17 protein-coding genes are annotated in these 25443 nt (G+C 62.7%); 11 read left to right on the top strand and 6 right to left on the bottom strand.

Going from position 1 to position 25443, the window contains the following annotated elements:
• Positions 1-109: 109 nt before the first annotated feature.
• From FBZ93_RS40480 to FBZ93_RS04900, 7 genes are all read left to right on the top strand, one after another.
• The gene (locus tag FBZ93_RS40480) at positions 110-1996 is read left to right on the top strand and encodes a calcium-binding protein (RefSeq protein ID WP_167528928.1); all 1887 of its coding nucleotides are present in this window, start codon (positions 110-112) and stop codon (positions 1994-1996) included.
• 327 nt (positions 1997-2323) lie between these two features.
• On the top strand, positions 2324-2938 hold the full coding sequence (locus FBZ93_RS04925) for a class I SAM-dependent methyltransferase (RefSeq protein ID WP_146985352.1): 615 nt from the start codon (positions 2324-2326) through the stop codon (positions 2936-2938).
• A 197-nt stretch (positions 2939-3135) separates the two neighbouring features.
• A complete protein-coding gene (locus tag FBZ93_RS04920; RefSeq protein ID WP_146984856.1) occupies positions 3136-5370 on the top strand; it encodes a peptidase domain-containing ABC transporter in 2235 nt (744 codons plus the stop codon).
• Positions 5360-6706 carry an HlyD family type I secretion periplasmic adaptor subunit gene (locus FBZ93_RS04915; RefSeq protein WP_146984855.1) on the top strand — a complete coding sequence of 449 codons (1347 nt, stop codon included), beginning with the start codon at positions 5360-5362 and terminating at the stop codon, positions 6704-6706. Before FBZ93_RS04920 ends, FBZ93_RS04915 begins: the two co-directional genes overlap by 11 nt.
• Positions 6703-8739, top strand: coding sequence for a tetratricopeptide repeat protein (locus tag FBZ93_RS04910; RefSeq protein ID WP_146984854.1), 2037 nt, complete (start codon positions 6703-6705; stop codon positions 8737-8739). The genes FBZ93_RS04915 and FBZ93_RS04910 overlap by 4 nt, the downstream gene beginning before the upstream one ends.
• 333 nt (positions 8740-9072) lie before the next feature.
• Entirely contained in the window at positions 9073-11280 is a 2208-nt protein-coding gene (locus FBZ93_RS04905) for a glycosyltransferase WbsX family protein (RefSeq protein WP_146984853.1), read from the top strand.
• Between the two features lie 11 nt (positions 11281-11291).
• Entirely contained in the window at positions 11292-12215 is a 924-nt protein-coding gene (locus FBZ93_RS04900) for a glycosyltransferase family 2 protein (protein ID WP_146984852.1), read from the top strand.
• A 108-nt stretch (positions 12216-12323) separates the two neighbouring features.
• On the opposite strand, the gene FBZ93_RS04895 is transcribed toward FBZ93_RS04900, so the two are convergent.
• Entirely contained in the window at positions 12324-13313 is a 990-nt protein-coding gene (locus FBZ93_RS04895; RefSeq protein WP_246667368.1) for a hypothetical protein, read from the bottom strand.
• A 447-nt stretch (positions 13314-13760) separates the two neighbouring features.
• On the opposite strand from FBZ93_RS04895, the gene FBZ93_RS04890 reads away from it, so the two are divergent.
• On the top strand, positions 13761-14990 hold the full coding sequence (locus FBZ93_RS04890; protein WP_246667367.1) for a glycosyltransferase family 92 protein: 1230 nt from the start codon (positions 13761-13763) through the stop codon (positions 14988-14990).
• A 106-nt stretch (positions 14991-15096) separates the two neighbouring features.
• On the opposite strand, the gene FBZ93_RS04885 is transcribed toward FBZ93_RS04890, so the two are convergent.
• The 3 genes from FBZ93_RS04885 to rfbA form a co-directional block, all read right to left on the bottom strand.
• Positions 15097-15663: a hypothetical protein gene (locus FBZ93_RS04885; protein WP_146984849.1), complete on the bottom strand. Its 567-nt coding sequence runs from the start codon at positions 15661-15663 to the stop codon at positions 15097-15099.
• A 175-nt stretch (positions 15664-15838) separates the two neighbouring features.
• A complete protein-coding gene (gene rfbB, locus FBZ93_RS04880; RefSeq protein ID WP_146984848.1) occupies positions 15839-16906 on the bottom strand; it encodes a dTDP-glucose 4,6-dehydratase in 1068 nt (355 codons plus the stop codon).
• The gene (gene rfbA, locus FBZ93_RS04875) at positions 16896-17807 is read right to left on the bottom strand and encodes a glucose-1-phosphate thymidylyltransferase RfbA (RefSeq protein WP_050630279.1); all 912 of its coding nucleotides are present in this window, start codon (positions 17805-17807) and stop codon (positions 16896-16898) included. Before rfbA ends, rfbB begins: the two co-directional genes overlap by 11 nt.
• Positions 17808-17918: 111 nt before the next feature.
• On the opposite strand from rfbA, the gene rfbC reads away from it, so the two are divergent.
• Both rfbC and rfbD read left to right on the top strand, forming a co-directional pair.
• Complete coding sequence (gene rfbC, locus FBZ93_RS04870; RefSeq protein WP_146984847.1) at positions 17919-18473, top strand: dTDP-4-dehydrorhamnose 3,5-epimerase; 555 nt, start codon at positions 17919-17921, stop codon at positions 18471-18473.
• Entirely contained in the window at positions 18473-19384 is a 912-nt protein-coding gene (gene rfbD / locus FBZ93_RS04865; RefSeq protein ID WP_146984846.1) for a dTDP-4-dehydrorhamnose reductase, read from the top strand. Before rfbC ends, rfbD begins: the two co-directional genes overlap by 1 nt.
• 134 nt (positions 19385-19518) lie before the next feature.
• Here rfbD and FBZ93_RS04860 read toward each other — a convergent pair whose 3' ends face one another.
• Positions 19519-20826, bottom strand: a complete 1308-nt coding sequence (locus FBZ93_RS04860) for a UDP-glucose dehydrogenase family protein (RefSeq protein ID WP_050425699.1) — start codon at positions 20824-20826, stop codon at positions 19519-19521.
• Between the two features lie 227 nt (positions 20827-21053).
• On the opposite strand from FBZ93_RS04860, the gene FBZ93_RS04855 reads away from it, so the two are divergent.
• The gene (locus FBZ93_RS04855; protein WP_146984845.1) at positions 21054-23393 is read left to right on the top strand and encodes a glycosyltransferase family 2 protein; all 2340 of its coding nucleotides are present in this window, start codon (positions 21054-21056) and stop codon (positions 23391-23393) included.
• On the opposite strand, the gene FBZ93_RS04850 is transcribed toward FBZ93_RS04855, so the two are convergent.
• Entirely contained in the window at positions 23334-25319 is a 1986-nt protein-coding gene (locus FBZ93_RS04850; RefSeq protein ID WP_246667392.1) for a glycosyltransferase family 2 protein, read from the bottom strand. The two genes, FBZ93_RS04855 and FBZ93_RS04850, sit on opposite strands and share 60 nt — an antisense overlap.
• Positions 25320-25443 lie beyond the last annotated feature (124 nt).

The following is a 25443-nucleotide window of genomic DNA, read 5'->3' as shown; positions in this document are numbered from 1 at the left end:
GTTGTCTGATAGGCTTGCAGTATTGCAGCCTGCTCCAATTGTCAGTCATCGGGATAGTTTGAGTATTTGCTTAGCGATTATGTAGCGCGTTCAAGCAGAGGCTATATCGATGGTGACGCAGAACCTGAACCAGACGCAGCTCAAGGCCGCGATCAGCTCCGCGATCGATCACGCAAGCCGGCAACAGATTCTCGACTATCTGATCAGCGCGGGGATCGGTTACACCAGCCCGGATGACGGCGCGACGATCCCGGTGCAGGAGGGGGCCGGGATCAGCAACCCGGATCCCGACGCCAACGTTCTGATCGAAACCAACGCCAACAATACGATCAAGCTTGACGCCAAGCTGAAGGCAATCATCGAAGCCACCAAGAGCGACGTGACGCTGACGGTGAACGGCGCCGCTCCGGTGATCGTCGCGACCAGCGACGGCAACGACGAGATCACCATCAACAACAACCGCGGCACGACGGTTCTTGCCGGCGCAGGCAACGACACGGTGTACGGCGGCGGCGTGGGTCACAGCCAGATCTACGGCGGCGCCGGCAACGACTGGCTTTGGGGCAGCAGCTGGTCGGACCTGCATGGTGGTAGCGGCAACGATACTCTGCTGTCCGGCAGCTCGCCGGACTCACCGGACCGGATCAACACGCTGGACGGCGGCAGCGGCAACGACCTGCTGTTCGGTGGCTGGAACAATGATCGCCTGTATGGCGGCGCCGGCGACGACTGGTTGAGCGCGGGTTACGGCAACGAGATCCTCGACGGCGGCTCGGGCAATGACACGCTCGTTGCCGGCGTATACAGCTGTCAGCTCTACGGCGGCGCCGGCAACGACGTGCTTTACGCGGACCTGTTTGCGAATCAAGGCTCGATGCTGTCGGGCGGTGACGGCAACGACACGCTGTACGGCGGTGCGAGTGCCGCCGCCGACACGCTGTATGGCGGCGCCGGCGACGACTTCATGAATGGCGGCATCAGGACCGTTGCGGAGTACGGTGGCAGCGGTAACGACATTCTCTATTCCGGCTCCGGCGCGACGTTCGGGACCTTGCTCGATGGCGGCGAGGGCAACGACACGCTGGTTGCCGGTGCTGGCTTTAACCCCGCCGATATCGGCTCCGACACGCTGGACGGCGGGGCCGGCAATGATCTGCTGATCGGCGCAGCCGGGACCGTTGGGGAATATGGCGGCAGCGGCAACGATGCGATCTACTCGCACTCGGATGCGTCGCACGGCACGATCCTGGATGGCGGCGCCGGCAACGACTCGCTGTATGGCGGTGGGGGTACCGACACGATGTACGGCGGGGCCGGCAACGACCTGCTGGTCGGCGGCAAGGCCACCGTTGCCGAGTACGGCGGCAGCGGCAAGGACGTGCTCTATTCGGGCAGCGATGCGTCGCACGCGACCTCGCTCGACGGCGGTGACGGCAACGACTCGCTCTATGGCGGTGCGGGCGCCGACACGCTGTATGGCGGCGCCGGCAATGACCTGCTGGTCGGCGGTACCGGCACTGTTGCCGAGTACAGCGGCAGCGGCAAGGACGTGCTCTACTCGGGCAGCGATGCGTCGCACGCGACCTTGCTCGACGGCGGGGACGGCAACGATTCGCTCTATGGCGGTGCCGGCAACGACACGCTGCATGGCGGCGCCGGCCACGATACGATGGTCGCCGGTTCGGGCACGCAGACGCTGATCGGCGGCAATGATGGTTCGTCGTTCGTCGGTTCCGCCAGCGGTACGGCCTCGATGGTTGGCGGATCCGGTCAGGACTACTTCTACCTGTCCAATGCCACCAGCAGTGACACCGTCGACGGTGGCGCCGGCAGCAAGGACTCGCTGACCTTCCTGGATCACGCTTCGACCGACGTGACCGGCATCACCGCCGGCAAGGATGGTTCTCTGGACGTCAACTTCAGCAACGGCCAGGTGACCCAGATCAGCAACATCGAATATCTGATCTTCAACGATGGTCACTCGACCAGGCTATAGGATCTGAGGTCCGCGCCAGGCGAAGGTATCCTCCTCAACCCTCGTTGAGCCGTGTTGCGTGCGAACGTGACGACCGGAACTTGGTCGCCGGTCCGCGTCGCATGCGGCCGTCTCCATCACAAGTTCCACTTCAACCGGAAAATGTTACAAGTTAGTTCGTCACATTCGGACCACGTAGCTTTTGTAAAGGCGTTTAACTCGCTTGATACGAGGAGTTGTGATGGCTTCCTGCAGCCTCGCCACCCCTTTGGATCAGACGGACGATCGCTGCAGAAACCTGCCGCATCATGTGCGAACCGCGGAGCTCTCGAATTGGCCAAGAAAAAAATGCTGAATGCCGGCGCTGGAACGACGGTTGCCAAGCGGATCCAGCCGCTGTTGTCATCGCATGACTGGGAGGAGATTCGCCTCGACGTCGACGGAAGCGTGAAACCGGACATCGTCGGCTCGATTACCGATCTCGCCAAATTGTGCCGGCCGGCCTCGTTCGACGCGATCTGGTGTTCGCATCTGATGGAACATCTCTATGCCCATGAGATTCACCCCACATTCGTCCAGTTCCGCGAGGTTCTCAAGCCGGACGGCTTCGCGCTGATCATGTCCCCCGACCTGGAGGCGGTGGCCCAGCACATGCTGACCCAGGGCCTCGGCGCGGTCGCCTATGTCTCGCCGGCGGGTCCGATACGGCCGCTCGATATGATCTACGGGCACTCCGGCGCGATCGAGCAGGGACGCCATCATATGGCGCACAAGACCGGCTTTTCGTGCGACCGGATGGGAACCCTGCTGCTCAGCGCCGGGTTTTCGACCGTCTCCGTTCGCAGCGCGAATTTCGAGGTCTGCGCGCTGGCGCTCATGCCGGAGGCCGAGGACAGGCGGATTCAGCCGCAGCTCGAGGCCTGCGGCTTCGACTTCCGGGAGACGGTGACGGCCGCCCCGTGATTGTCGATGTTAAATAATGTTATAAGGTTCCGTGGTTAAACCAACGGCAGCAAGGGTCGGAACTGGCTTCCTTGCCTGTTCCGACACATATATCTTTTCGGAACCGCATGCCAAAAATGCTGCGTTAGCGAACTAACAGTGATAAGTTATATCTCGCTAACGACCCGATCTTGCGCAGTCGAAACTTCGAGGCATCCATGACCAAACACCTCTCGCTCGTCGGCGCACCTTCGGTGGAGGGACTGCCACCCTCGGGCCTCGCGTGTCTGGTCATCGTGGCAAGACAGCACGGTCTGCATCTGACCCCGACCCAGCTCATCCAGGACAATCTCCTCGGTGACCAGGAGGTCACACTCCCCGAGCTTCTGAAATGCGCGAATACCTCGGGCATGACGGCAAAGGCCGTCACGCTGGACTGGAAGGGGCTGAGCCACCTCAAGCGGGCGCTGCCGGTGATCGTCCGCCTGCGCGACGGCAGCCACATGGTGCTGCTGCGCCTCGAGGGCGATGAAGACAGCACCCGGGTGGTCCTGCAGGATCCGAACGCGAGCGAGGATGCGCTGCTCGTGATCGATCAGCCGCGCTTCGAGGACATCTGGTCGGGCGACGTCGTCATGGCCAAGCGCGACTACGAGATATCGGACGAAACCCAGCCGTTCAGCTTCGGCTTCGTTACCGCATTGTTGTTCCGCGAACGGCGTATCCTGCGTGACGTCGCGATCGCGGCGCTGATCCTGGGCTTCATGGGCCTCGGACCGATCATGTTCTGGCGGCTGCTCTCGGACAAGGTCATCTTCTACAAGGCCTACAACACGTTCTACGTGCTGTGTATTGCGATGTTCGTGCTCATCCTGTTCGAGGCGGCGTTCACGTTCCTGCGGCAGTACCTGGTCCAGCGCCTGACGGCACGGCTCGACGTCAAGCTGTCGACCTACGTGTTCGAGAAGGTGCTCAATCTGCCGATCGATTACTTCGAGCAGAATCCGGTCGGCTTGATTTCGCGGGATATTCGCGAAGTGTTCCGAATTCGCGGCTTTCTGACCGGACAGCTGTTCGGGACCATCCTCGATTCGACGACGCTGTTCTTCTTCCTGCCCGTCATGTTCTTCTTCAGCCCGATCATGACGCTGATGGTTCTTGCCTTTGCCGGAATAATCGTAACCTGGCTGATCCTGATGCTGCCCGCCTACCGGAAGAAATCCTCGGCGACTCTGGCCGCTGAAGGCGTGCAGGGAGCGTTTCTGATCCAGAGCCTGAACGGCATGCGGACCATCAAGTCGCTGGCGCTCGACACGCGGCAGCGCCACATGTGGGATGTGCTTGTGGCGCGCGTCGCCAAGGCTCGCCTTGCGGAAGGCCTGACCGGAACCGCCATTCAGACAGTGGTGAAGCCGTTGGAACGGCTGGCGGTGAGTGCTCCCTATGCGTTCGGTGTCTACCTCGCCGTGTCGAGCGGCGATCCAGTCTACGTTGGAGCGCTGTTCGCGTTTCTGATGCTGTCGCAACGCGTTGCCGGCCCGCTGATGCAGATGGCCCAGCTCATCAACCAGTATGACGAGGCGCGCACCGCGGTCACGATCGTTGGCAGGCTGGTCAATCAGCCGCCCGAGGAGGGACGTTCCGGCCATGGCGTTCGGGTCCCGCTGAAGGGGCATATCGAATTCTCCGGCGTCACGTTCAAGTACAAGGGCGCGGTGTCGCCGGCGCTGAACAATATCTCCTTCGAGATCCCGCTCGGCACGACGCTGGGCGTGATGGGCAAGAGCGGCTCCGGCAAGACCACGATCACGCGGCTGCTGCAGCGCCTGCACTCCGACTACGGTGGTCTGATCAAGGTCGACGGTGTCGATGTTCGCGAATACGATGTCGACCATCTCCGGCGCAATGTGGGTGTGGTGCTGCAGGAGAACTTTCTGTTCAGCGGCACGATCCGCGAGAATATTGCGGCCGCCAAGCCCGACGCGACCTTCGACGATGTCGTCAGGGCCGCGCGACTGGCCGGCGCCGAGGAGTTCATCGACAAGCTGCCGCGCGGCTACGAGACCTATATCTATGAGGGATCGACCAATCTCTCCGGCGGCCAGCGTCAGCGCCTCGCGATCGCGCGGGCACTGATCGTCAATCCGCCGATCCTGATCCTGGACGAGGCGACCAGCGCGCTCGATGCGGAGAGCGAGACGATCGTGAACGCGAACATTTCGCGGATCGCGCAGGGGCGCACGCTGATCATCATCTCGCATCGCCTGTCGTCGCTGACGAAGGCCGACGCGATCCTCGTGCTCAATCGTGGCGTGGTCAACGATATCGGCCGCCACGACGAGCTTCTGGAACGAAACGACATCTATAGCTCGCTCTGGTACCAGCAGAACACGCATCTGGTGCCGGCGGGCCGCACCGAAAAGAACTTCAGGAGCCCGACCCTTGTCTCCTAATCAAGCTTCGCTCGCGACCGTCCGCCAGTTTCAGTCCGAAACCGATGCGATCCGCGAGGCGCCCGAGCCCTTGCTGGCCCGCGCGACGCTGTTCGTCCTGTCGGCGTTCATGGTAGCCGTCGTGGCGATCATGTGCTTCACGCGCGTCGATCGGGTGATCACGAGCGTGGGCGGCAGGATCGTCCCGGTCGATCAGATCAACGTGCTGCAGGCGTTGGACGCATCGATCATCAAGACGATCGATGTTCGGGAAGGTCAGCAGGTTGACACCGGGCAGCTGCTTGCGACCCTGGACTCGACCTTCACCGCGGCCGACGTCACGCAATACAAGCTGCAGATCGCGAGCCTTGAGGCACAGGTGGCCCGGGACGAAGCCGAGCTCGCCGGAAAGCCGTTGTCGTTCGGCCAATCCTCGGATCAGGATGCCACCAGATACAACGCCCTGCAAAAGGCGCTCTACGATCAACGCGTCGCGCAGTACCACGCGCAGGTGAACAGCTACGATTCCAAGATCAGTCAGACCGAAGCGACGATCCAGAAGGCGAAGAAGGACGACGAGCGGTACAGCCAGCGTGCCGATATCGCCGGAAAGATCGAGGACATGCGCTCGACGCTGGCCGAAAGCGGCAGCGGATCCAAGCTGAACCTGTATCTGTCGCAGGACAATCGGCTGGAACTGCTGCGTCAGATCGACAACACGCACAACACCCTGCTGGAAGCGCAACACCAGCTGGAGTCGCTGAAGGCGGATCGCAACGCCTTTACCGAGCAGTGGAACGCGCAGCTGAGCCAGGATCTGGTGACGACGCGCAATAATTTGGATACGGCCCGTTCACAGTATGACAAGGCGATCAAGCACCAGGACCTCGTCCGCTGGACGGCAGCCGAACCCTCGGTCGTGCTGACCCTCGCCAAGCTCTCGGTCGGATCGGTGCTGAAGCCGGGCGACCCCTTCATCACGCTGATGCCGCTCAAGACGCGGCTCGAGGCTGAGATCCAGATCCTGTCCCGCGACGTCGGCTTCGTCCGGCCGAACGATCCCTGCACGATGAAGATCGATGCATTCAACGCGGCCGAGCACGGCACGGCGCAGGGCAAGATTCGCTGGATCAGCGAAGGCGCCTTCACCACCGATGATGACGGAAAGCCCGTCGATGCCTACTACAAGGCGCGATGTTCGGTCGACGAGACCAACTTCAAGGATGTTCCGAAGAACTTTCGCCTCATCCCCGGCATGACGCTGCAGGGCGATGTCAATGTCGGCACCCGTTCGGTGGCGATGTATCTGCTCGGCGGCATGCTGCGCAGCGCCAAAGAAGCAATGCGCGAGCCATGACGGTGTTGACGCGAACCCTTCTCGACCGGCTCAAGCCCGGGTCGTCCCGTTCGGAAGCGACGCAGTTCGAACGGGGACTGGAGGCTTACGAGAACCGGCAGTATCTGGAGGCGTTGCGCTTCTGGAGGCTGGCGTCGCGCGCCGGCAATCCGGAGGCGGATTACCGGATCGGGCTGCTCTATGCGAGGAACGAGGGTGTTATCGGCAACATTCCGGACGCGGTCGCGTGGTATGAACGCGCTGCCCTGAATGGACATACCGAAGCGCAATTCCAGCTCGGCTTGATCTACTTCCACGGGGTCAAGGCGTCCGTCGGACCGAACAAGCCCGAGATGTGGCGGCAATCCACCGCGGCGCGCCTCGGCGACAAGGCGACCAATCTCCACGATCTGGTATTCCCGAACGGAATCGGCGTGGCCAGGGACCTCGACGCCGCCTTCCTCTGGATGTCGGTGGCGGCGGAGGCCGGCAAGGCGGACGCGCAGGCAATCCTCGGCGACATGTACGCCAACGGACATGGCTGCACCAAGGATCATGCCGTTGCCCTGCGCTGGTACGAGGCCGCGGCCGAGCAGAAGGCGGCGGCCGGCGAATTCGCGCTCGGCGACGTGCATTATCAGGGGCGTGGCGTTCCCGTCGACTTCGCGCAGGCCGCGATCTGGTATCACAAGGCGGCGGAGCAGGGCCACGTCCGCGCGCAGGTCGCGCTTGCATTCATGTGCCTCAAGGGCACCGGGCTTCCCGCAAATGTCGAGGAGGCCGCGCGACTATTCCAGAGCGCGGCTGCGCATGACGATGCCATCGCGCTGTACAACATCGCGCTGTTGCGGCTGAGCGGCAAAGGGGTTGCCAAGGATCTCGACAAGGCCGAGACCGCCCTGCGCAAGGCGGCACGCAAGGATTACCTGCCGGCGATCCAGGCGCTGGCTGAGTTCTATGCGCTCGGCACGGCTGCCGAGCCGGATCTGCGCGAGGCGGCGTATTGGTACGAGAAGGCGGCCGAGCGCGGTGACGTGCAGGCGCAGTTCTTTACCGGACGCTTCTATGCCACCGGCACCGGCGTTCCGCCCAGCGTCCGCCAGGCGGCAAAGTGGTTCGAGCGCGCGGCCGAGAGCGGTCACGCGACTGCGGCCCACAACATCGCGGTGTTCTATCTCAACGGCAACGGCGTGACGCGCGATGTCGCGACCGCGATCAAGTGGTTCGAGCGCGCGTCCGAGGGCGGCATCAGCGCCGCCGGCGTGCAGTTGGGGCGGCTCTACTCGGCGGGCAACGGCGTGCCGCGCGATCAGGTGCGCGCAGCGGAATGGCTCAGCAAGGCGGCCAACGGCGGCGACGCTGATGCGAAGACCGCCTATGCCGTGTTTCTGATCCAGGAGGAGCCGTCCGAAGCGCGTCTTGCGCAGGCACGCACGTTGCTGACCGATGCCGCCGAGGCCGGTCATTCCGCGGCGGCGTTTCAACTCGGCGGGCTTCACATGGGAAGGTCCGGTGGCACGGTCGATCTTCCGGCGGCGGCGCAATGGATCAAGCGCGCGGCGAGCGCCGGCCATGTCGAGGCGCAGCACACCTTGGCGCTGCTGTATTCCGATCCGAAGAGCGGCCTCAAGGATCCGCAGGCTGCCGCCGGCTGGATCGTCAAGGCCGCCGATGGCGGCAATGCCGCAGCACAGTTCAAGCTTGCCGTTATGTATTGCACCGGGCAGGGCGTCGAGCAGAACCTTGCGCAGGGCGTGACGTGGTACGAGGCCGCGGCGCGCCAGGGCCACGCGACGGCGCAGTACAACCTTGCGGTGATGCTCGGGCGCGGCCAGGGCCGCGAGGCTGATCCGGCGAAGGCGGCCGAATGGTTCGCGGCAGCTGCGGAGCAGGGCATGGTCGAAGCCCAGCTCGCCATCGGCGACGCATTGCGTGCCGGCAACGGCGTCGCGCAGGACCGCGACCAGGCGCTGCGTTGGTATCGAAAGGCGGCGCAGCAGAACAACGAAGGCGCGCTACGTCGTCTGCAGGCGATGGGCGAGAGCGTCGGCTGAGATTGCTGGAGGCGGACATCTCGTCGCACGCGCGCAACGGCAGAGACGGTGAACGGCTTTGTTTTTGGGCGCGAAGGCACGGAAGCGTGCACCTCTGCGTGACAATCTAGGCAGAACTAACAATGGCTTTCATATCGACGATAGAGAGATTGCGTTAATGTGGGTTCGCGGAATAAATGCTCATTGCACCTCTGGTTGTGTGAAGATGATCGATAAGAACCGAAAGGTCATGATCAGGGGCGTGTCAGGCAGCGTGATCCCGGGATCGAACATCCGCGCGACCGGGAAAGAAACTGGAGCCGGCGTTAAGCGTTGGCAGGAGATCGAGTGGCAATGAACAAGATGGTCGAACGGAGCGTCAGGGATACGAAGGATATGTTGCCCGTTGCCAGTCCGGTTCAGCAGGACGACCATCCGCAGAGCCTGTTCCTGGATCCCGATATCAGCGATCTCCAGTCGGGATCGCGGTTGCGTGGCGCGATCCTCGAATATTCGGGGCGGGGAATCTCGGGCTGGATCGTCGATGCCCAGTCGCCCGCTGCAACGGTTTCGATAGCGCTGTTCATCGCGTCCCATTGTGTCGAAGAGGGGCGCACCGGCCGATCCATGCCGGCCCGCATCGGTCCGCGCAGCGTGATCGGGCGTCCCGGATTTCGGATCGATCTGTCGACGCCGGGCGTGCGCCGTCGTCTGGCACGTGCCCTGAGAAACACGCTTGTCGAGCCCAAGCATGTGCAGATCTATCTGCGCATCAGCCTGAACGACGGGGAATATTACGAGATCCCGCTGTTCGAGAACTTCACGCCGAGCGAAGTGGTCGTTGCGCTGGGCTTCTCGCTCGAAGACTACGACGATCTGCTGTTTCCCAGCGTCGACAACCGAAGCGTTGCGGGACCGGCGGACGCCTCCACCAAGGAGGTGCGCTATATTTGTTTCTACCTGCCGCAATTCCATTCATTTGAAGAAAACGACAGGTGGTGGGGACCGGGGTTCACCGAGTGGACCAATGTCGCGCGCATGCGCGCCCAGTTTCCGTCTCATGAATCGCCGTGGCTGCCGGCCGATCTTGGATTCTACGACGTCCGGCTGCCGGAGACGCGCCGCCAGCAGGGCGACCTCGCGCGCAAGTACGGCATCGATGGATTCTGCTACTACGTGTATTGGTTCCAGGGGCGCAGGTTGCTGGAAAAGCCGCTTCAGCTCTTGCTCGAGGACGGCGAGCCCAACCTGCCTTTCTGCATCTGCTGGGCCAACGAGAACTGGTCCCGCCGGTGGGACGGCTCAGATGCCGAGCTGCTGCTCGGACAAAATCACTCGCTGGACGACGATGTCCGCTTTATCGACGACATGGCCGACCTGCTGCTCGACGAGCGCTACATCACGGTCGATGGTCGAAAGGTCATCGTCATCTACCGGCCGTCATTGCTGCCGGACAAGCAGCGTCTGTTCGAGATCTGGCGCGAGCGAGCCCGGGAGCTCGGAATTGGCGAGATTCTGATTTGCAATGCGATGACCTTCGGCGAGTTCGATCCGCGCGACGTCAATTGTGATGCGGCCATCGAGTTTCCGCCGCACACGGTCTCGACGCGGGAAGTGCCGCCGACCGAAGTCGATGCTCCGGCGACCTTCGCCGGGAAGGTGTACGATTATGTCGACGCGATGCGATCGTCGATCGGCAAGACCTACGACTTCCCGTTCTTTCCTGCTGTCATGCCGCGTTGGGACAATACGCCGCGCAAGGGACCGCGCGGTCACGTCTTCACGAGGTCCAGCCCGGAGGCGTTCGAGGTCTGGCTTCGCGACGCCACCCTACGGGCCAAGGGCAACAGCTTCTCCGAGTCACTGGTGTTCATCAATTCCTGGAACGAATGGGCCGAGGGGGCTCACCTCGAGCCGGATTCGCGCCATGGACGCGCCTTTCTTGAGGTTGTGCGGAGGGTCGCGTCGGCTGAGCCTATATCGGCGCAGATCAGGAACAGCCCGGATCTGCTGGATTGCCTGAGCAGGCAGGAGCTTGAGTGGGCGGTGAAGGAAGCCTCGACGCATGTCGAAGTGCTCGCAAGCCTGCACCGGTCGGGTCTCACCCATTCGGGGGTGCAGCGCCTGCGAAGCGGCACTCCGGTTGAGGCGGACGGCGCGTCGGACAATCCGGCAGGTTCGCTGCTGGTCATCGAGAACATCAATTCCCAGACCGGCGAACGGGTGATCGTTGATCCGCGCTTTGAGATCCTGGTGCGGGGATGGATTTGTGCGGGCAACGCCTTCGAGGCAAGCAGGCAGCGAACGGGATTCCTGGTCCTGTCGGGGCTTGCGGCGGAAGGCGCAATCAACGGCGGCTATTGTCTGATCGTTGATTGGCACGAGCGCGTCGACGTCAAGGAATACATGAAGGCCGAAAGCAAGGATTGCTACTTCGGCTTCCAGCTGTCGTTCTCGATTCGAGACTTGCCGGATGGCGAATATCAGCTCGCGGTCCTGGAGGTCGGCGACGGCGCCAGCGCGCTGGTGAGGTCGCGCCATTCGATCATCGTGAGACGTTGAGGTCGCCGCCGATGCTCGCAAGTGTGGTCATCGCGTGCTACAAGCACGAGCAGTATCTCGAGGAATGCCTCGAGACCGTCTACCAGCAGACGTTTGCCGATATCGAGCTCGTCATCGTCGACGACAATTCGCCGGACCGGAGTTTTGAAGTCGCGCAGCGGGTCATCAAGAAGCGGTCGTTCGGAAAGCGCTTCGTGTCCTGCAAGCTGCTCAAGAACCCCCAGAATCTTGGCGCCCATTACACCTGGAACAGGGCATTGTCGCTGACGAAGGGCGACATGATCTTCCTCTTGAACTCGGACGATGCCTTTTCCAGGGACCGCGTGCAGCTGTTCGCGGACAAGCATGGCGACGAGCGGCTGTTTTTCGGCTTCTCGGCCGTCGAGCCGATCGACGAGCATGGAAAGTCGATCAGCAACTACCAGTTTCCGACGCGCCTGCGTTATGCCATCGACCGGGCGCAGATTGCCGGCGCGCCGCTGTCGTGGACATTCCTGGATTCCCAGATTGCCGCGTCGACCGGAAACTTCGTCTTCAGCCGCGAACTGCTGCGGCAGGTGGGCTGGCTTGCCGACCTGAAATACTGCCACGACTGGGACTTCGCCTTGCGCGCCGTCACCAAGGTCGAGCCGGCTTACCTCGAGGCCGACCGCTATCTGTACCGGCTGCACTCCACCAACAGCTTCCGAAGTCTGAGCAAGGTGGCGGAGAGCGAGACGAAGGCTTGCATGGTGTCGTATTGCCTGAATGCGATCTCGTCGCGGCCGCAAAACAAGACCTGCCTGAGCCCGTCCAATTTCGGCGATTCATTCTACGACTTCGTGAAGCTGCACCCGAACTTCAATTATTGGGTCAAGCAGATCTACGCGCCCTATCATCTCGAGCACCGGACAGTGGAATCGAACGACCGGACCAGGCCGCTTCGCTGGCGCTGATCGGAACGTGAAGCCGATCTTGTCCGTTCCGACGCAATCGGAACGGATCTTGGTTTGTGAGTCCGGCGCCGCTTTACGCAAGCGGCGCCGCACCTCGCTTGAACCGGCCTAGCAAAGGTTCTTCGCCGCCGCCCGTGTCGTCGTCTTGAGAACCTCGCGCAGCGCTTCAAGGCGCTCCGTTTGACACGGCAGCGTCGGGACCAGCCAGCCACCCTCGTCATTTTCATTCCAGGCGTAGATCAGCACCGCCGGAGCGCGGAGATCAGGTGTTTGGCTGTTCACCCAGCGGATCGATTGCGCGAGGTGGCTCGTCAGTTCCTGCTTCGTCGGAGCGGTATAGAAATTGGTGATGCCGTCGCCCGGACGCTGCGACGTTTCCCAGGGCACGGGATGCTCGATGCGAGGGCGCCTGTCCCATCCTGTCATCACCGTGGGCACGACAGGGACCTGGCTCGCGGCCAAGGCATTCCAGCCTTTCTCGGCATACTTCGCGAGGTCGGCAAAGCTCCCGCGGCCGTTGCCGGTCGTGATCGCATACGATCCGAGCGCATCGGCGCCCAGATTGGCGGCCTCCTGGCTCAGGAATTTCGTGTCGCCTGCCAGCACGATGTACGGTTCCGCGACGCCGGATGCGGTCGCATCGGATTTGAACTTGCTGAGTTGGGTGCGGAGACCTTGCACGCCTCCCCAGCTTCGCTGCACGTCGGCGCCCTTGATGAAGCCGAGGAAGTAGAGCGGCCGATCGCCCTCGACCCTCAGATAGTTCTTGTCCGCCATCAGGCCGATGTGCTCGTGGGGGAGTGGCGACAGCTTGGCTGCCGATCCCCATCGACCGAGCTCGGTAAACATGCAGTACTTCAGTTGGGCTGCCTTCGGACGGGTTCTGAACGCATACAGGGCTTTCGACATCGGGTGGTTGGCGCCGTAGCCGGCGAATGCCCAATAATCCAGTCCGGCAAAGATCGCTTGGTCGATTTCCTTGTCGATCTCGGCCTCGATCGAGCTCGAAAAATCCAGCGCGTTTGGATCGCGGTTGATCTGGGCGCCGAAGAAGGGGGCCCGCCAACGATATTTCTGCGGACCGAGCGATTGCTTCATGGCTTCCGTCGGCTGCGAGCCCGGCGAATACCATGCGTCCCATCGGATGGCTCCGACGAGTGGCCGTGAAGCTGCCGCAGCCGCAGTAGGGTGACTGGAACCCAGGACGCTGAGCGAGCCGGGCAGCAGGCTTGCGGATAACGATGTCAAAAACATCCGTCTCGTAAGCGCAAACGGCTTACGGATTGCTTCGTTCCCATTGTCCATTGGCGATCTCCGGTCGTTCCCGTCCCGTGCGACGGTTTCGTGCAAATGACACCGAGCCCTGTACTCTATTGTATTGATTTTCCTCGAAATAACCTTACAACAGTTAAATGTGAGCGCTACGTGTTATAGCCTTATTCTTGTAGGATAAGTGCGCTAATAGGGAATTCGTGGTGCGAACCAATGGTAATTGCTTGTTGATCTCGTGGGGAGCGGCTCAGGTTGGACATGGAAATTCCTGCATTGTCTAGTTTCAGCTCAGGCGTGAATCTCGATACGCTTCCAGCAAGTGAGATCGAGACAAAGCTTCGAGATTTCTTTTCCGGGCGGATCGCAAATCCGAAGCCCGACGAGCTCATCCAGTCGGTCGAGCAGTTGGAGCAGCAATTCGGCGATTACAAGGAATTCCAGTTTGCAAAGGCGGCAGCGCTTGTGCAGGCCTGTGATTTCGCCGGAGCGCGTGGAATCCTTCTCGACCTCGTCAAGCAGATGCCATCCGACTCGCGGGTGTTGCATCGTCTTGCGATCGCGGATCTCAACATGGGGGCAGCCCATGAAGCGCAGGACGTCTATCTGTCCGCGCTCGCTGCGGCCCCGAAAAGTGAAAACCTGCGGCGCGAGTTTGCCGGCCTCCTGCGCGTGATGGAGGCGAAGAAGCTCTATGTCGGGGTCGATCGGAAGAAGCACGGCCTCGCCGCGGTGTGCGCCATCAAGAATGAAGGCGACGATCTCCTGGAGTGGCTGCACTTCCACAGGCTGGTCGGCTTCGATCACTTCTACCTCTACGACAACGGCAGCACCGACAACACGCGCGCCGTGATCGAGTCCTTCCCGTGGCCCGAGATGATCACCTATCATTTCGTGGCGGGCGAATTTGGCCAGATGCGCGCCTTCTCGCATGCGATCGACACCTATCGCAATTGTGCGGAATGGTGCGCCTTCATTGATGCCGATGAGTATTTGTTTCCGACGCAAGCCGGCAACATCAAGGACGTCCTGGCCGAGCTCGGCCCGGCGCCGGCGGTGGCGGTGCATTGGCTGAACTTCGGATCGAACGGTCACGACGCGCGGCCGGCCGGCCTGTGCATCGAGTCCTTCACGCGTCGCGCTCCGGACGACTTCCCGGATCATTTCATCATGAAGTCGATCGTGCGGCCGGACACCATCGTGTCCTATCTGCATCCCCATCAATCGCTGGTTCTGGGCTGCTACGTCCAGGAAGACGGCACGCCGGTATTCCCGATCGGCGGCCGCTGCACGGCTCCCAAGCGGAGCAAGCTCGTGATCAATCACTACTACACGAAGTCACGCGAGCAATTGCTGAAGAAGCGCGAGCGCGGCCGGCCGCTCGCCGACGGAGATCCGGAGAAGATCCGCGCGATGGAGTTCTTCACGCTGCGCGATCGCAACGACGTCGAAGACGCCACGATCCAAAGGTTTCTTCCGGAGCTGAAGAAACTGGTCCAGGGCTGAATCCAAGGCTGAAGCCGGGACCCAGATCTTGCTGGAGGAGGGCGCGCCAGCGGCGCGCCCGATTGTTTTCTGACTGTGCTTAAAGTGAATTCTGCTCGCGAGCGCGCTACAGCGGCTCCAGCCGGTATTTCGCAAGCAGGGCTTGCGCGGCATCGACGTCGATCCTGGCAGGCCTCTGGAAGATCGACATGTTGTTGGCGCGCGCGATTTCCTGCGCGACCGTCCGCACGGAATGGTAGTGGGGGCGGTTCTCGAAGTCGTGAATTGCGATGAAAGCTCCGGGCGCGCCGTGCAGCACGCACTGCACGAAGCTCGCCACGCGAAACCGGCCGTCGATGAAATAGAGATCAGCGGTCTTGCTTTCCGGACGCTCCCAGACACGCTCGTGATATTCGGGCCAGGAGCTCTCCTTCTCCTTCTCGATCGGATAACCCCACTCGCGCAGCTTGCCGATATCGACGTGCAGCAGCAGCGGCTTGGTGCTCGCATCGCGCGTGGCGTCGCCGACATTGTTGAGCCATTCCAGGGAGGAATCGATCGAGATGACCCACTCCTTCCTGGTTTGACAGGCGAGCCAGGTGCTTCCGCCCGAGCCGAATTCCAGATAGCGCTTCGAGAGATCCACGAAGCTTTTGAACAGTGTCAGTTCCTGACCGTCCATTGCGATTTTCATGGCGGGACCCCGTGGTTTCTCGATTTGTTGTTTGGCGGGCGGTGCGGGTGGCTGCCAATCCACCGTCGGAAGGCGGTCACGACTCGCCAAGCTGCGATGGGATTCAGTGGAATCGTCATCGCGTTTGTCGGCTTCGTGCTGGCTATCCACGCCGCTGATTTGGAGAGATCGGCGGCTACTGGTTCAGGCCGACGCGCTCCACCTTGTAGCCGCGCTCCAGGATCGCGCGCCACCAGGGTTGCTCGTCGACATACCAGCGCACCGTCTTGGCGATGCCGGTCTCGAAATTCTCCTCGGCGCGCCAGCCGAGCTCGGTTTCGAGCTTGGTCGCGTCGATGGCATAACGGCGGTCGTGGCCGGGACGGTCGGCGACGAAGTTGATCAGCTGGCGCCGCGGGCCTGCCGCAGCCGGCGCGACGTCGTCGAGCAAGTCGCAGATGCTTTCCACGACGTGGAGGTTCGTGCGCTCGTTGCGGCCGCCGACATTATAGGTCTCGCCGACCTCGCCACGCTCCAGCACCAGGGTCAGCGCCTTGGCGTGATCCTCGACGAACAGCCAGTCGCGGACGTTCTGGCCGTCGCCATAGACTGGCAGCGGCTCGCCGGCGAGCCCCTTGATGATCATGTGCGGGATCAGCTTTTCCGGGAAATGATAGGGGCCGTAATTGTTGGAGCAGTTGGTCACCAGGGTCGGCAGGTCATAGGTCTCGCGCCAGGCGCGCACCAGATGATCGGATGACGCCTTGCTGGCCGAATAGGGCGAGTTCGGCGCATAGGCCGTGGTCTCGGTGAACAGCCCCTCGTCGCCGAGCGAGCCGAACACCTCGTCGGTCGAGATATGCAGGAAACGGAACGCGTCGCGCTTCTCGGGCGAGAGCGCGCGCCAGTGACGCAGCGTCTCCTGCAGGATCGTGAAGGTGCCGACGATGTTGGTCTGGATGAATTCGCCGGGACCGTCGATCGAGCGGTCGACATGGCTTTCCGCGGCAAGATTCATCACCGCGTCGGGCTGATATTTCTCGAACAGCCGGCGCAGCACCTGTCCTTCGCAGATGCAAGCCTTTTCGAAGGTGTAGTTCAGGCTCTCGCTCGAGCCGGGCAGGGAGGCCAGGTTCGCCGCATAGGTCAGCTTGTCGATGTTGACGACGCGGGCGTGGGTGTCGCGCAGCAGGTGACGGACCACGGCGGAGCCGATGAAGCCGGCGCCGCCGGTGACGAAAATCGTCGATCCCTTAAACCGCATGTTTGAATACCTCGGCTGTGCGGGGCTGACCCTGGAACGAACGGTAGACCGACAGCAGATACTCGCCGTAGCTGCTCTTTGCGGTCTTCTGCGCCACCCGCGCGAAGGCTTCGAGCGAGATGTAGCCCTGGCGCAGCGCGATCTCCTCGGGGCAGGCGATGCGCAGGCCCTGGCGCTGCTCCAGGATCTGGACGAAATGGCTGGCCTCGACCAGCGAGGAATGCGTGCCGGTGTCGAGCCAGGCGAAGCCGCGGCCGAGCACCTCGACATAGAGGTCGCCGCGCTCGAGATAGGCCTTGTTGACGTCGGTGATCTCGATCTCGCCGCGCGGCGACGGCTTGATGCCGGCTGCGATATCGACCACGTCATTGTCGTAGAAATAGAGGCCGGTGACGGCGACGTTGGACTTCGGCCGCTTCGGCTTCTCCTCGATCGACAGCGCCCGGCCGGTGCCGTCGAGCTCGATCACGCCGTATTGCTCCGGCGCGTTCACGACGTAGCCGAACACCGTGGCGCCCTTCTTACGGACCGAGGCGGCCGACAGCATGCTCGGCAGGCCGTGGCCGTAGAAAATGTTATCACCTAACACAAGCGCGACGGAGTCATCACCGATGAACTCGCGGCCGACGATGAAGGCGTCGGCAAGACCCCGCGGGGTCTCCTGCGTGGCGTAGGCGAAGCGGACACCCATCTCGCTGCCGTCGCCGAGCAGCCGCTGGAACAGCGGCTTGTCCTGCGGCGTCGAGATGATCAGAATATCGCGGATTCCACCGAGCATCAGCGTCGACAGCGGATAATAGATCATCGGCTTGTCGAAGACAGGCAGCAGCTGCTTGGAGACGACGGTAGTCACGGGGTAGAGGCGCGAGCCGGTTCCACCGGCGAGGATAATGCCCTTCATGGTCCCTCACAGTTTGACTATCAAAACATAACAGATAGCGTGCGCCGCACAAGTTTGTTATGAGTAGCAAATTAACATTTCGGGCCTGCCCAAAACTGGAACCCCTGTTAAATGAACGTCATCAAGACCGAACTTCCGGAAGTCCTGATCGTCGAGCCGAAGCTGTTTGGCGACCAGCGCGGCTTCTTTCTCGAGACCTACCAGGCGCCCCGTTATGTCGAGCACGGCATCACGCGCCCCTTCGTGCAGGACAACATGTCCCGCTCGGCCTATGGCGTGCTGCGGGGCTTGCATCTGCAGAACCCGATCACCCAGGGCAAGCTCGTGACCGTGCTGCGCGGCAAGGTGCTGGACGTCGCCGTCGACGTGCGTGTCGGCAGCCCGAATTTCGGCAAGCATGTCGCGGTCGAATTGAGCGAGGACAACCGCCGGCAGTTATGGGTGCCGCGCGGCTTTGCCCACGGCTTCGTGGTGCTCTCGGAGACCGCCGACTTCTTCTACAAATGCGACGACTTCTACAGCCCCAAGGACGAGCTTTCGATCCGCTGGAACGATCCCGCGATCGGGATCGATTGGGGCGTCGATAAGCCACAGCTGTCGGCCAAGGATGCGGATGCGCCGCTGCTCGCCGATGCCAGCAATCTTCCCACCTATGGACAGATCTGATGCGGATTCTTTTGACGGGAACGCGCGGCCAGGTTGGCAGTGCACTGAAGCCTCTGCTGGAAAGTCACGGCACCATCATCTCGCCGCCGACCGCGGAGTTCGATCTGTCGAAGCCGGAGATGGTGACGGCCCAGCTTGAGAGCCTGAAGCCCGATCTCATCATCAATCCGGCTGCGTACACGGCGGTTGATCGCGCCGAGGATGAGCGCGAGTTGGCCTTCCTGGTCAACGCCAGGGGACCCGAAGCGCTCGCGAAATGGGCGGCGGCGAACCGCGTGCCCCTGGTGCATTTCTCCACCGACTACGTCTTCAACGGGTCAGGCGACCGGTCATGGCGCGAGGACAGCCCGACCGAACCGTTGTCGGCCTACGGCGCCAGCAAGCTTGCCGGCGACGTCGCGATCCAGGCGGCGGGCGGGGCGCATCTGATCGCGCGCACCTCGTGGGTCTATGCCGCAAAGGGCACCAATTTCCTGCGCACCATCGCGCGGCTTGCCGGCGAGCGTAAGGAGCTGCGGATCGTGGCCGATCAGATCGGCGCGCCGACGACGGCACAAGCGATCGCCAGTGCGGTCGCCGGCATCGTCCTGCCGAACATCACGACGTTGCACGATCAGCTGGTGAGCAGGGGCGGCGTCGTCAATCTCGTGTGCGCCGGCGAAACCAGCTGGCATGGCTTTGCCACCGCCATCGTCGGCGGGCTGCGGTCGCGCGGCGTCACGCTTGCCGTCGACAATATCGTTCCGATCGCGACGGCCGATTTCCCGACCAAGGCGGTACGCCCTGGCAATTCGCGGCTGGATCTGACGCGGCTGAAGGCGCAGTTCGGGGTCGCGATGCCGACCTGGCAGGAAGCGCTTGCGCGCGAGCTGGATGCGTTCGTCCAACTCGGCGTGCCCGCCCACGCCTAGCGCGTTTTCCGGCGAAGCCGATCGCGGTTCGCGAGGAGAACGCCTCGGATAAAATTCAAAACCCCGCTCCGATTGACTCGGAACGGGGCTCCTGGATCGAACTGTGGCTATCGTCGCCGGCCGGTTGCGGCCGCTCAGCGCGGCCGGCCGATGCTCTCGTAAGTGAAGCCGTGCGCGGCCATCTCGTCCGGACGGTAGATGTTGCGCAGGTCGACGACGACCGGATGCTTCATCTCCTGCTTGATGCGCTTGAGATCGAGCGCGCGGAACTGGCGCCACTCGGTCACGATGACGAGCGCATCCGCCTGGCGCGCGCATTCATAGGCGTCCGTGCAGTACTCGATCTCCGGCAATTCCTTGCGTGCCTGCTCCATGCCGACCGGATCATAGGCGCGAACCTTGGCGCCGAAATCGATCAGGCCGTTGATCAGCGGGATCGAGGGCGCCTCGCGCATGTCGTCGGTATCGGGCTTGAAGGTCAGGCCAAGCACACCGATCGTCTTGCCGCGCAGCTCGCCGCCGAGCACGTTGGCGACCTTGCGCGCCATCGCGCGCTTGCGGTTGTCGTTCGCGGTCAGCGTGGCTTCGACGATTTTCAGCTGCACGTCGTGATCGAGCGCCGTCTTGAACAAGGCGCGGGTGTCCTTCGGGAAGCAGGAGCCGCCATAGCCGGCGCCGGCATGCAGGAACTTGGTTCCAATCCGGTTGTCGAGCCCGATGCCGCGCGCGACCTCCTGCACGTTCGCACCAACCCTCTCGGAGAGATCGGCGATCTCGTTGATGAAGGTGATCTTGGTGGCGAGGAAGGCATTTGCTGCGTATTTAATCAGTTCCGCCGTACGCCGCGCGGTATAGAGGATCGGCGCCTGGTTCAAATAGAGCGGACGATAAACTTCGCCCATCACCTTCTTGGCCCGCTCGTCCTCGGTGCCGACGACGATCCGGTCGGGATGGCGGAAATCCTGGATCGCAGCGCCTTCGCGCAGGAATTCGGGGTTCGAAGCCACCGCGAAATCGGCGTTGGGACTGGTCTCGCGGATCAGGCGTTCGACCTCGTCGCCGGTGCCCACGGGCACGGTCGACTTCGTCACCACCACGGTGAACTTCTTGAGCGCGGCGCCGATCTCCTTGGCGGCTGCATAGACGTAGCTCAGATCTGCATGGCCATCGCCGCGCCGCGAGGGTGTTCCGACCGCGATGAACACGGCATCGGCGTCGCCGACGGCTCCCGCGAGTTCTGTCGTGAAGGTCAGCCGTCCGGCGGCGGTGTTGGTCTCGACGAGCTTATCGAGGTCAGTTTCGTAGATCGGGATCTTGCCGCGCTTCAGGGCTTCGATCTTGCCAGCGTCCTTGTCGACGCAAACGACCTGATGGCCGAAGTCGGCAAAACACGCTCCGGATACGAGACCTACATATCCCGTTCCAACCATTGCAATCTTCATGAATCCGCTCGTCGATCAGTGTGGAGAGGAGGAGTTAGCACTAGCACAATTGGCGCCGATAACGCCAAGTTTTATAACGGATAGTTTGTGTTGGAGCTCGGCGGCTTTTTGTGCAAACGGTGATGGCCTCAGTGCAGTTGAGTGCGCGCTAGTCACGTTTGACGCGCCATGGACACATTCTCAACTTGAAATCGACTGACAATCGAACCGCCGTTTGAGGGTTGGACATGAGCACGAAGACGATTGGCAAGCAGAGGCCCTCAGGAGCTGAATACGCGTCATTGCAAACGCAATTCTCCAGATACGATCGCACGACGTTTTCTGGATTTGTTTACGACCGCGCCGATCTCGGCCGGCGCTACACCGTCGAGCTGCTCGTCGACGGCGAGCCATACATGTCATCATTGTGTGACGAGTTTGTAACAGAGCTGGCCGATGCCGGAATCGGCGACGGCCGATTTGGATTTACCTTCAACGTGCAGGATGAGGTCGGCGCGAACGCCGGCATCATCGAGGCGAGACTGGCAAATATCGGAAGTGCTGTCGGTGTTCCGATTCGCTGCGATGTCGCAGCGCCGGACGCGCAGTGGCACCGGATCGGCGAAATCAAATGGGCCGGAGGTCTGCGCTTCGAGGGCTGGCTTGCGCAGGACATCGACGAAGACATCGAAATCCTGATCGCGCAGCGGCCGGTGATGACCGTGAAGCCAACCGGGTGGACCAACGTTGCGCGGGGTGGCGAGTTCGGCGTCGGCCGCCGGATCGATTTTCATCTGCCCGAGCATTTTGCCGATGGCCGCGTGCGCGGACTGTCCGCACGGACGGTTTCGGGACGGAGCGTGATCTCGGAGCCGATCGCATTCGTCGCTTTCGAGCGCGGCCTGGAGCAGACCATCGCGGAGCTCGGACGCTGGGATAGCGAGCGGTTGCGCGGACAATTGTTCGATCAATTGTTGCCCGCTTCGGTGCCATTTCACACTTATCGCAGCTGGAAGGAACGCTTCTCGCCGGCAATCGAGTCTGACGTTCCATCCGAGGCCGCGGTCGTCCTGATCGGCGAAGCCAGGCTGGACGAAAGCATCGAGAGCCTCGAGGCCCAGCGGCATGCGGCCTGGTCGGCGGTGTGCCTGCCGGCGCGTGGGTTCAGCCGGTTCGATCCGACATCTGCGCACGAGTTTATCGACGGCGATGCCGCGAGCAGCGCGTTCTTCGTCTTCTGCCTGAGCGGGACGATCCTCGCCGAAGATGCCCTGCAGCGCTTCGCCGATGTGTTCGTTTCCGAACCCGGCTGCGATCTCGTCTATGGTGACGTCGAGGTCGCCGCGGGTGCCGGCGCCGTCTGGCCGCTTGCGTTTCCAGCATTCGATCTCGAACGTGCGCTCGAGCAGAGCTATGGCGCCTATTGCTTTGCAGTGCGCCGGGAGCGTGCCGTGGAGGCGCTGCGATCAGCGGCGTCGCTTTACGACATCTTCCTGTCCTGTGTTGAGCCTGAGCGAACCTACCATCTGCCGGGGGCGGTTGCGGCGTTGCCGGGAATTGATGCGCCCACTGCAACCACCGAGCTTGTCGCCGCAAGCGAGGCGTATTTCGCGCGGGCCGGCGTCGAGGCGCATGTCGAGCCGCGGCCAGCGGGTCTGCTTCCCGCCGTGCGGGTCAAGCGCGTCGTCGACTGGAATGAGCGCACCACCATCATCATCCCGACCCGGAATCGCGCCGAGCTTCTCAAGCGATGCATCGAAACCGTCCTGCCGGCCGCACATGAGACCAACGCCCGCATCCTTGTCGTCGACAACAACTCGAGCGAGCCTGACGCGCTGGATTATCTGGAGGGCCTGTCCGACGACGAGATCGACGTGATTTCGGTCGAGGGACCGTTCAACTTCGCAGCGATCAACAACGCTGCCGTCGATTGCGTCGATACGGATAACGTCTGCTTTCTCAACAACGACATCGAGGCGCTCGATGACGGCTGGCTCGCGGAGATGCTGTGGCGGCTCGCCGCTCCCGATGTCGGAGCCGTCGGCGCCAAGCTGCTCTGGCCGAGCAGCGTCGTGCAGCATGGCGGGGTGGTGCTTGGCGCCAATTTCTCGGCGGCGCACGCATTCAACGACCGGATGGACGGTGATCCCGGCTACGGCGACCTGCTCCAGGTCGCGCACGAATGCTCGGCGCTGACGGCCGCGTGCCTCTTGATGCGCAAGCGCGATTTCCTGGCCGTCGGCGGCATGGACGAGGTCCGCTTCCCGATCAGCTTCAACGATATCGATCTGTGCCTGAAGCTGCGCCAACTCGGAAAGCGGATCGTGTTCACGCCGGACGCAAAGCTCGTGCACCTGGAATCGGCCAGCCGGGGCCGCGATTCCGCGCCGGATCGCAAGGCACGCTTCGGGCACGAGCTTTCGATGCTGCGCGCGAAGTGGGGCGAAGTGCTGCTGGATGATCCCTATTACAGCCCGCTGCTGGGGCTGGACTCGACGCCGTTTTCGTCGCTCGCATGGCCGCCGCGGTCATGGAAGCCGCGCGCCAACCTCCCGCCTCAGCCGACCGCGCCTCCGATCGGGATGTAGCAGCACGTCCTCGGCTGCCCAGTCGCATATGGCAGCGACTGCTTCATCGGCATCAAGGCCCGGTCGCAGCTTCAGGTCGGCATTTCGGCTGCTTGCCGGTGGTGCCGGACTCCATTCGATTGCGGCAGTGGGCAATCCGGTTGCCAGCAGCGCGTCCACCAGCGGATGCCCGAAAGCCGGTTCGCCGATATCGAGAACCAGTTTCGTGATGCCGTGACCTTCGATCAGCGTCGTGACGTCGTCGGCGGCGATTTCGCCGGTGACCGTGACGTTCGAGCGCTGCATCAGTTTGAGATCGTCGAGGGTGGTACCCAGCACGATGATCGCGACGTCCTCGTCGGCTTCGGCCATTTGATCGCTCAGCGCTCTCACGAAACGAAATTCCGCTGCGCTGGCGTGCAGGGCGAGCAGCCCGAGACGCGCCGCGCCGCTCACGGCGCGCGGCGGCACCGGCTGGGTCGGCGGGGCGCTCAGCCTTGTCACCCGCAGGCCGAGCACCGCTTCGGAGAACTCGGCCCCATTTTCGCCGATCACCATCACGCGCCGGGCCCGTTCGACGAGGCCTGTCCAGTCCGGATGCACGCCCGATCCGATCGTGGCGTGGATCGCAAATGCAGTGTCGGTGACCAGGAGGTCGTAGGCGAAATGTTGCGTGAGCTGTGCCAGGCAGGCGCCGGGGATGCGGTTTGGCTCGGCGATCTCGAGCGAGCCGACTCGCAGATCGGCGAGACACTTCAGCAAGATCTCGCGGCCCTCGGGCGTCGCAACGTCGAGCGCGATCGACTGCGGAGCTTCGCCATCCGGGTCGATGATCGCGGCCATCCGGCGCTCGCCCTCGGCGCTGATGTGAACGACCAGACCGCGCTTGTCGTTCGCCGCCAGTTGCCTGCATCGTCTGACCGCGATCTCGCGGCCGATCAAGGAACCGCAGAGGATGACGTGCGGGTCGGCGGCGCGCCGTTCGGTGGAGAGCAGTTTGAGCTCGAGCGCCGCGCGGCAATCGCGCAGCGGATCGGCAATCAGGAACGCCGCACACTCCGTCGCATAGCGCTGGTATCGGTGCTCGAGGACGCGAAGATTGCGCAGCACCAGGGAACGCTTCTCGCCGAGAAACGAGCGCGAACCCTCGTGTCCGACAAAGACCGACGGGATGCACACGTTGCGGAAGCCGGCCTCCGCGGCGCGCAGACAGAAGTCGACGTCTTCGAGATAGCCGCGATAGAAGTCGTCGGAGAGCTCGTGCACGGCGTCGAGGCATTCGCGGGTGATGTAGAGGCAGAAGCCGATGCCGTTGGGGATGTCGATGGCCATCCCCGAATTGGCCATGCCGGCCAATTCGTCGAGCAATTCCAGCTCGACGGGCGAGGGCAGGGGATTGGAGCGGTTCGGGACCGGGAAGCTGGTATATTCGCCGTTGTTCGAGAGCGGGGTCGCCGTGCCCACGCGCGGCGTCGATCGCACCGCGCTTCGCAAGCGTTGCAGCGCATATTTCGGCACGATCGTGTCCGAGTTCAGTAGCACGACGTCGCCCGCGCCCGTCTCGCCGAGGGCCCGGTTGACCGCGCCGACAAACCCGAGATTGTGCGCGTTGGTCAGCAGCCGAATGCGCAACTCTGCAGCCAGTTCGCCGAGCAGATGCTTGATGGCGGGTTCGGGCGAGGCATCATCGACGACGACGATGGTCGAGCCGGGCGTGCAGGCGACGGCCGTCAATGCGCTCTCGATGCAGGCACGCGTTGCGGCCAGATCCCGGTAGACCGGGATGATGATGGTGAGCGGCGGCGTTTCGCCGTTGCGCGCGCGAGGCGGCCGCTGCGGCGCATCGCGGCGATCCGGTGCGCGGTTGGCCGGCAGTTGAATGCTTGCGATGACGTGGTCGGCCTGTGCGATCTCGAGGCGTTGCGAAGTCGCGGACGCCGGCCGCATCAGACGGAAGCTCGCGGCGCTTCGCCCGTTGAGGGCAAATCTGTGACGGGGGTCGGCGGGAAGCTGAATGGTGCTGGATTGATCGGCCTGCGCCAGCGAAAGCTGCGGGTCGTCCCCCCGCCAC

The organism is Bradyrhizobium macuxiense, assembly GCF_007993935.1.
GTDB classification, from domain to species: domain Bacteria; phylum Pseudomonadota; class Alphaproteobacteria; order Rhizobiales; family Xanthobacteraceae; genus Bradyrhizobium; species Bradyrhizobium macuxiense_A.
This window is presented reverse-complemented; position numbering and strand designations above follow the sequence as displayed.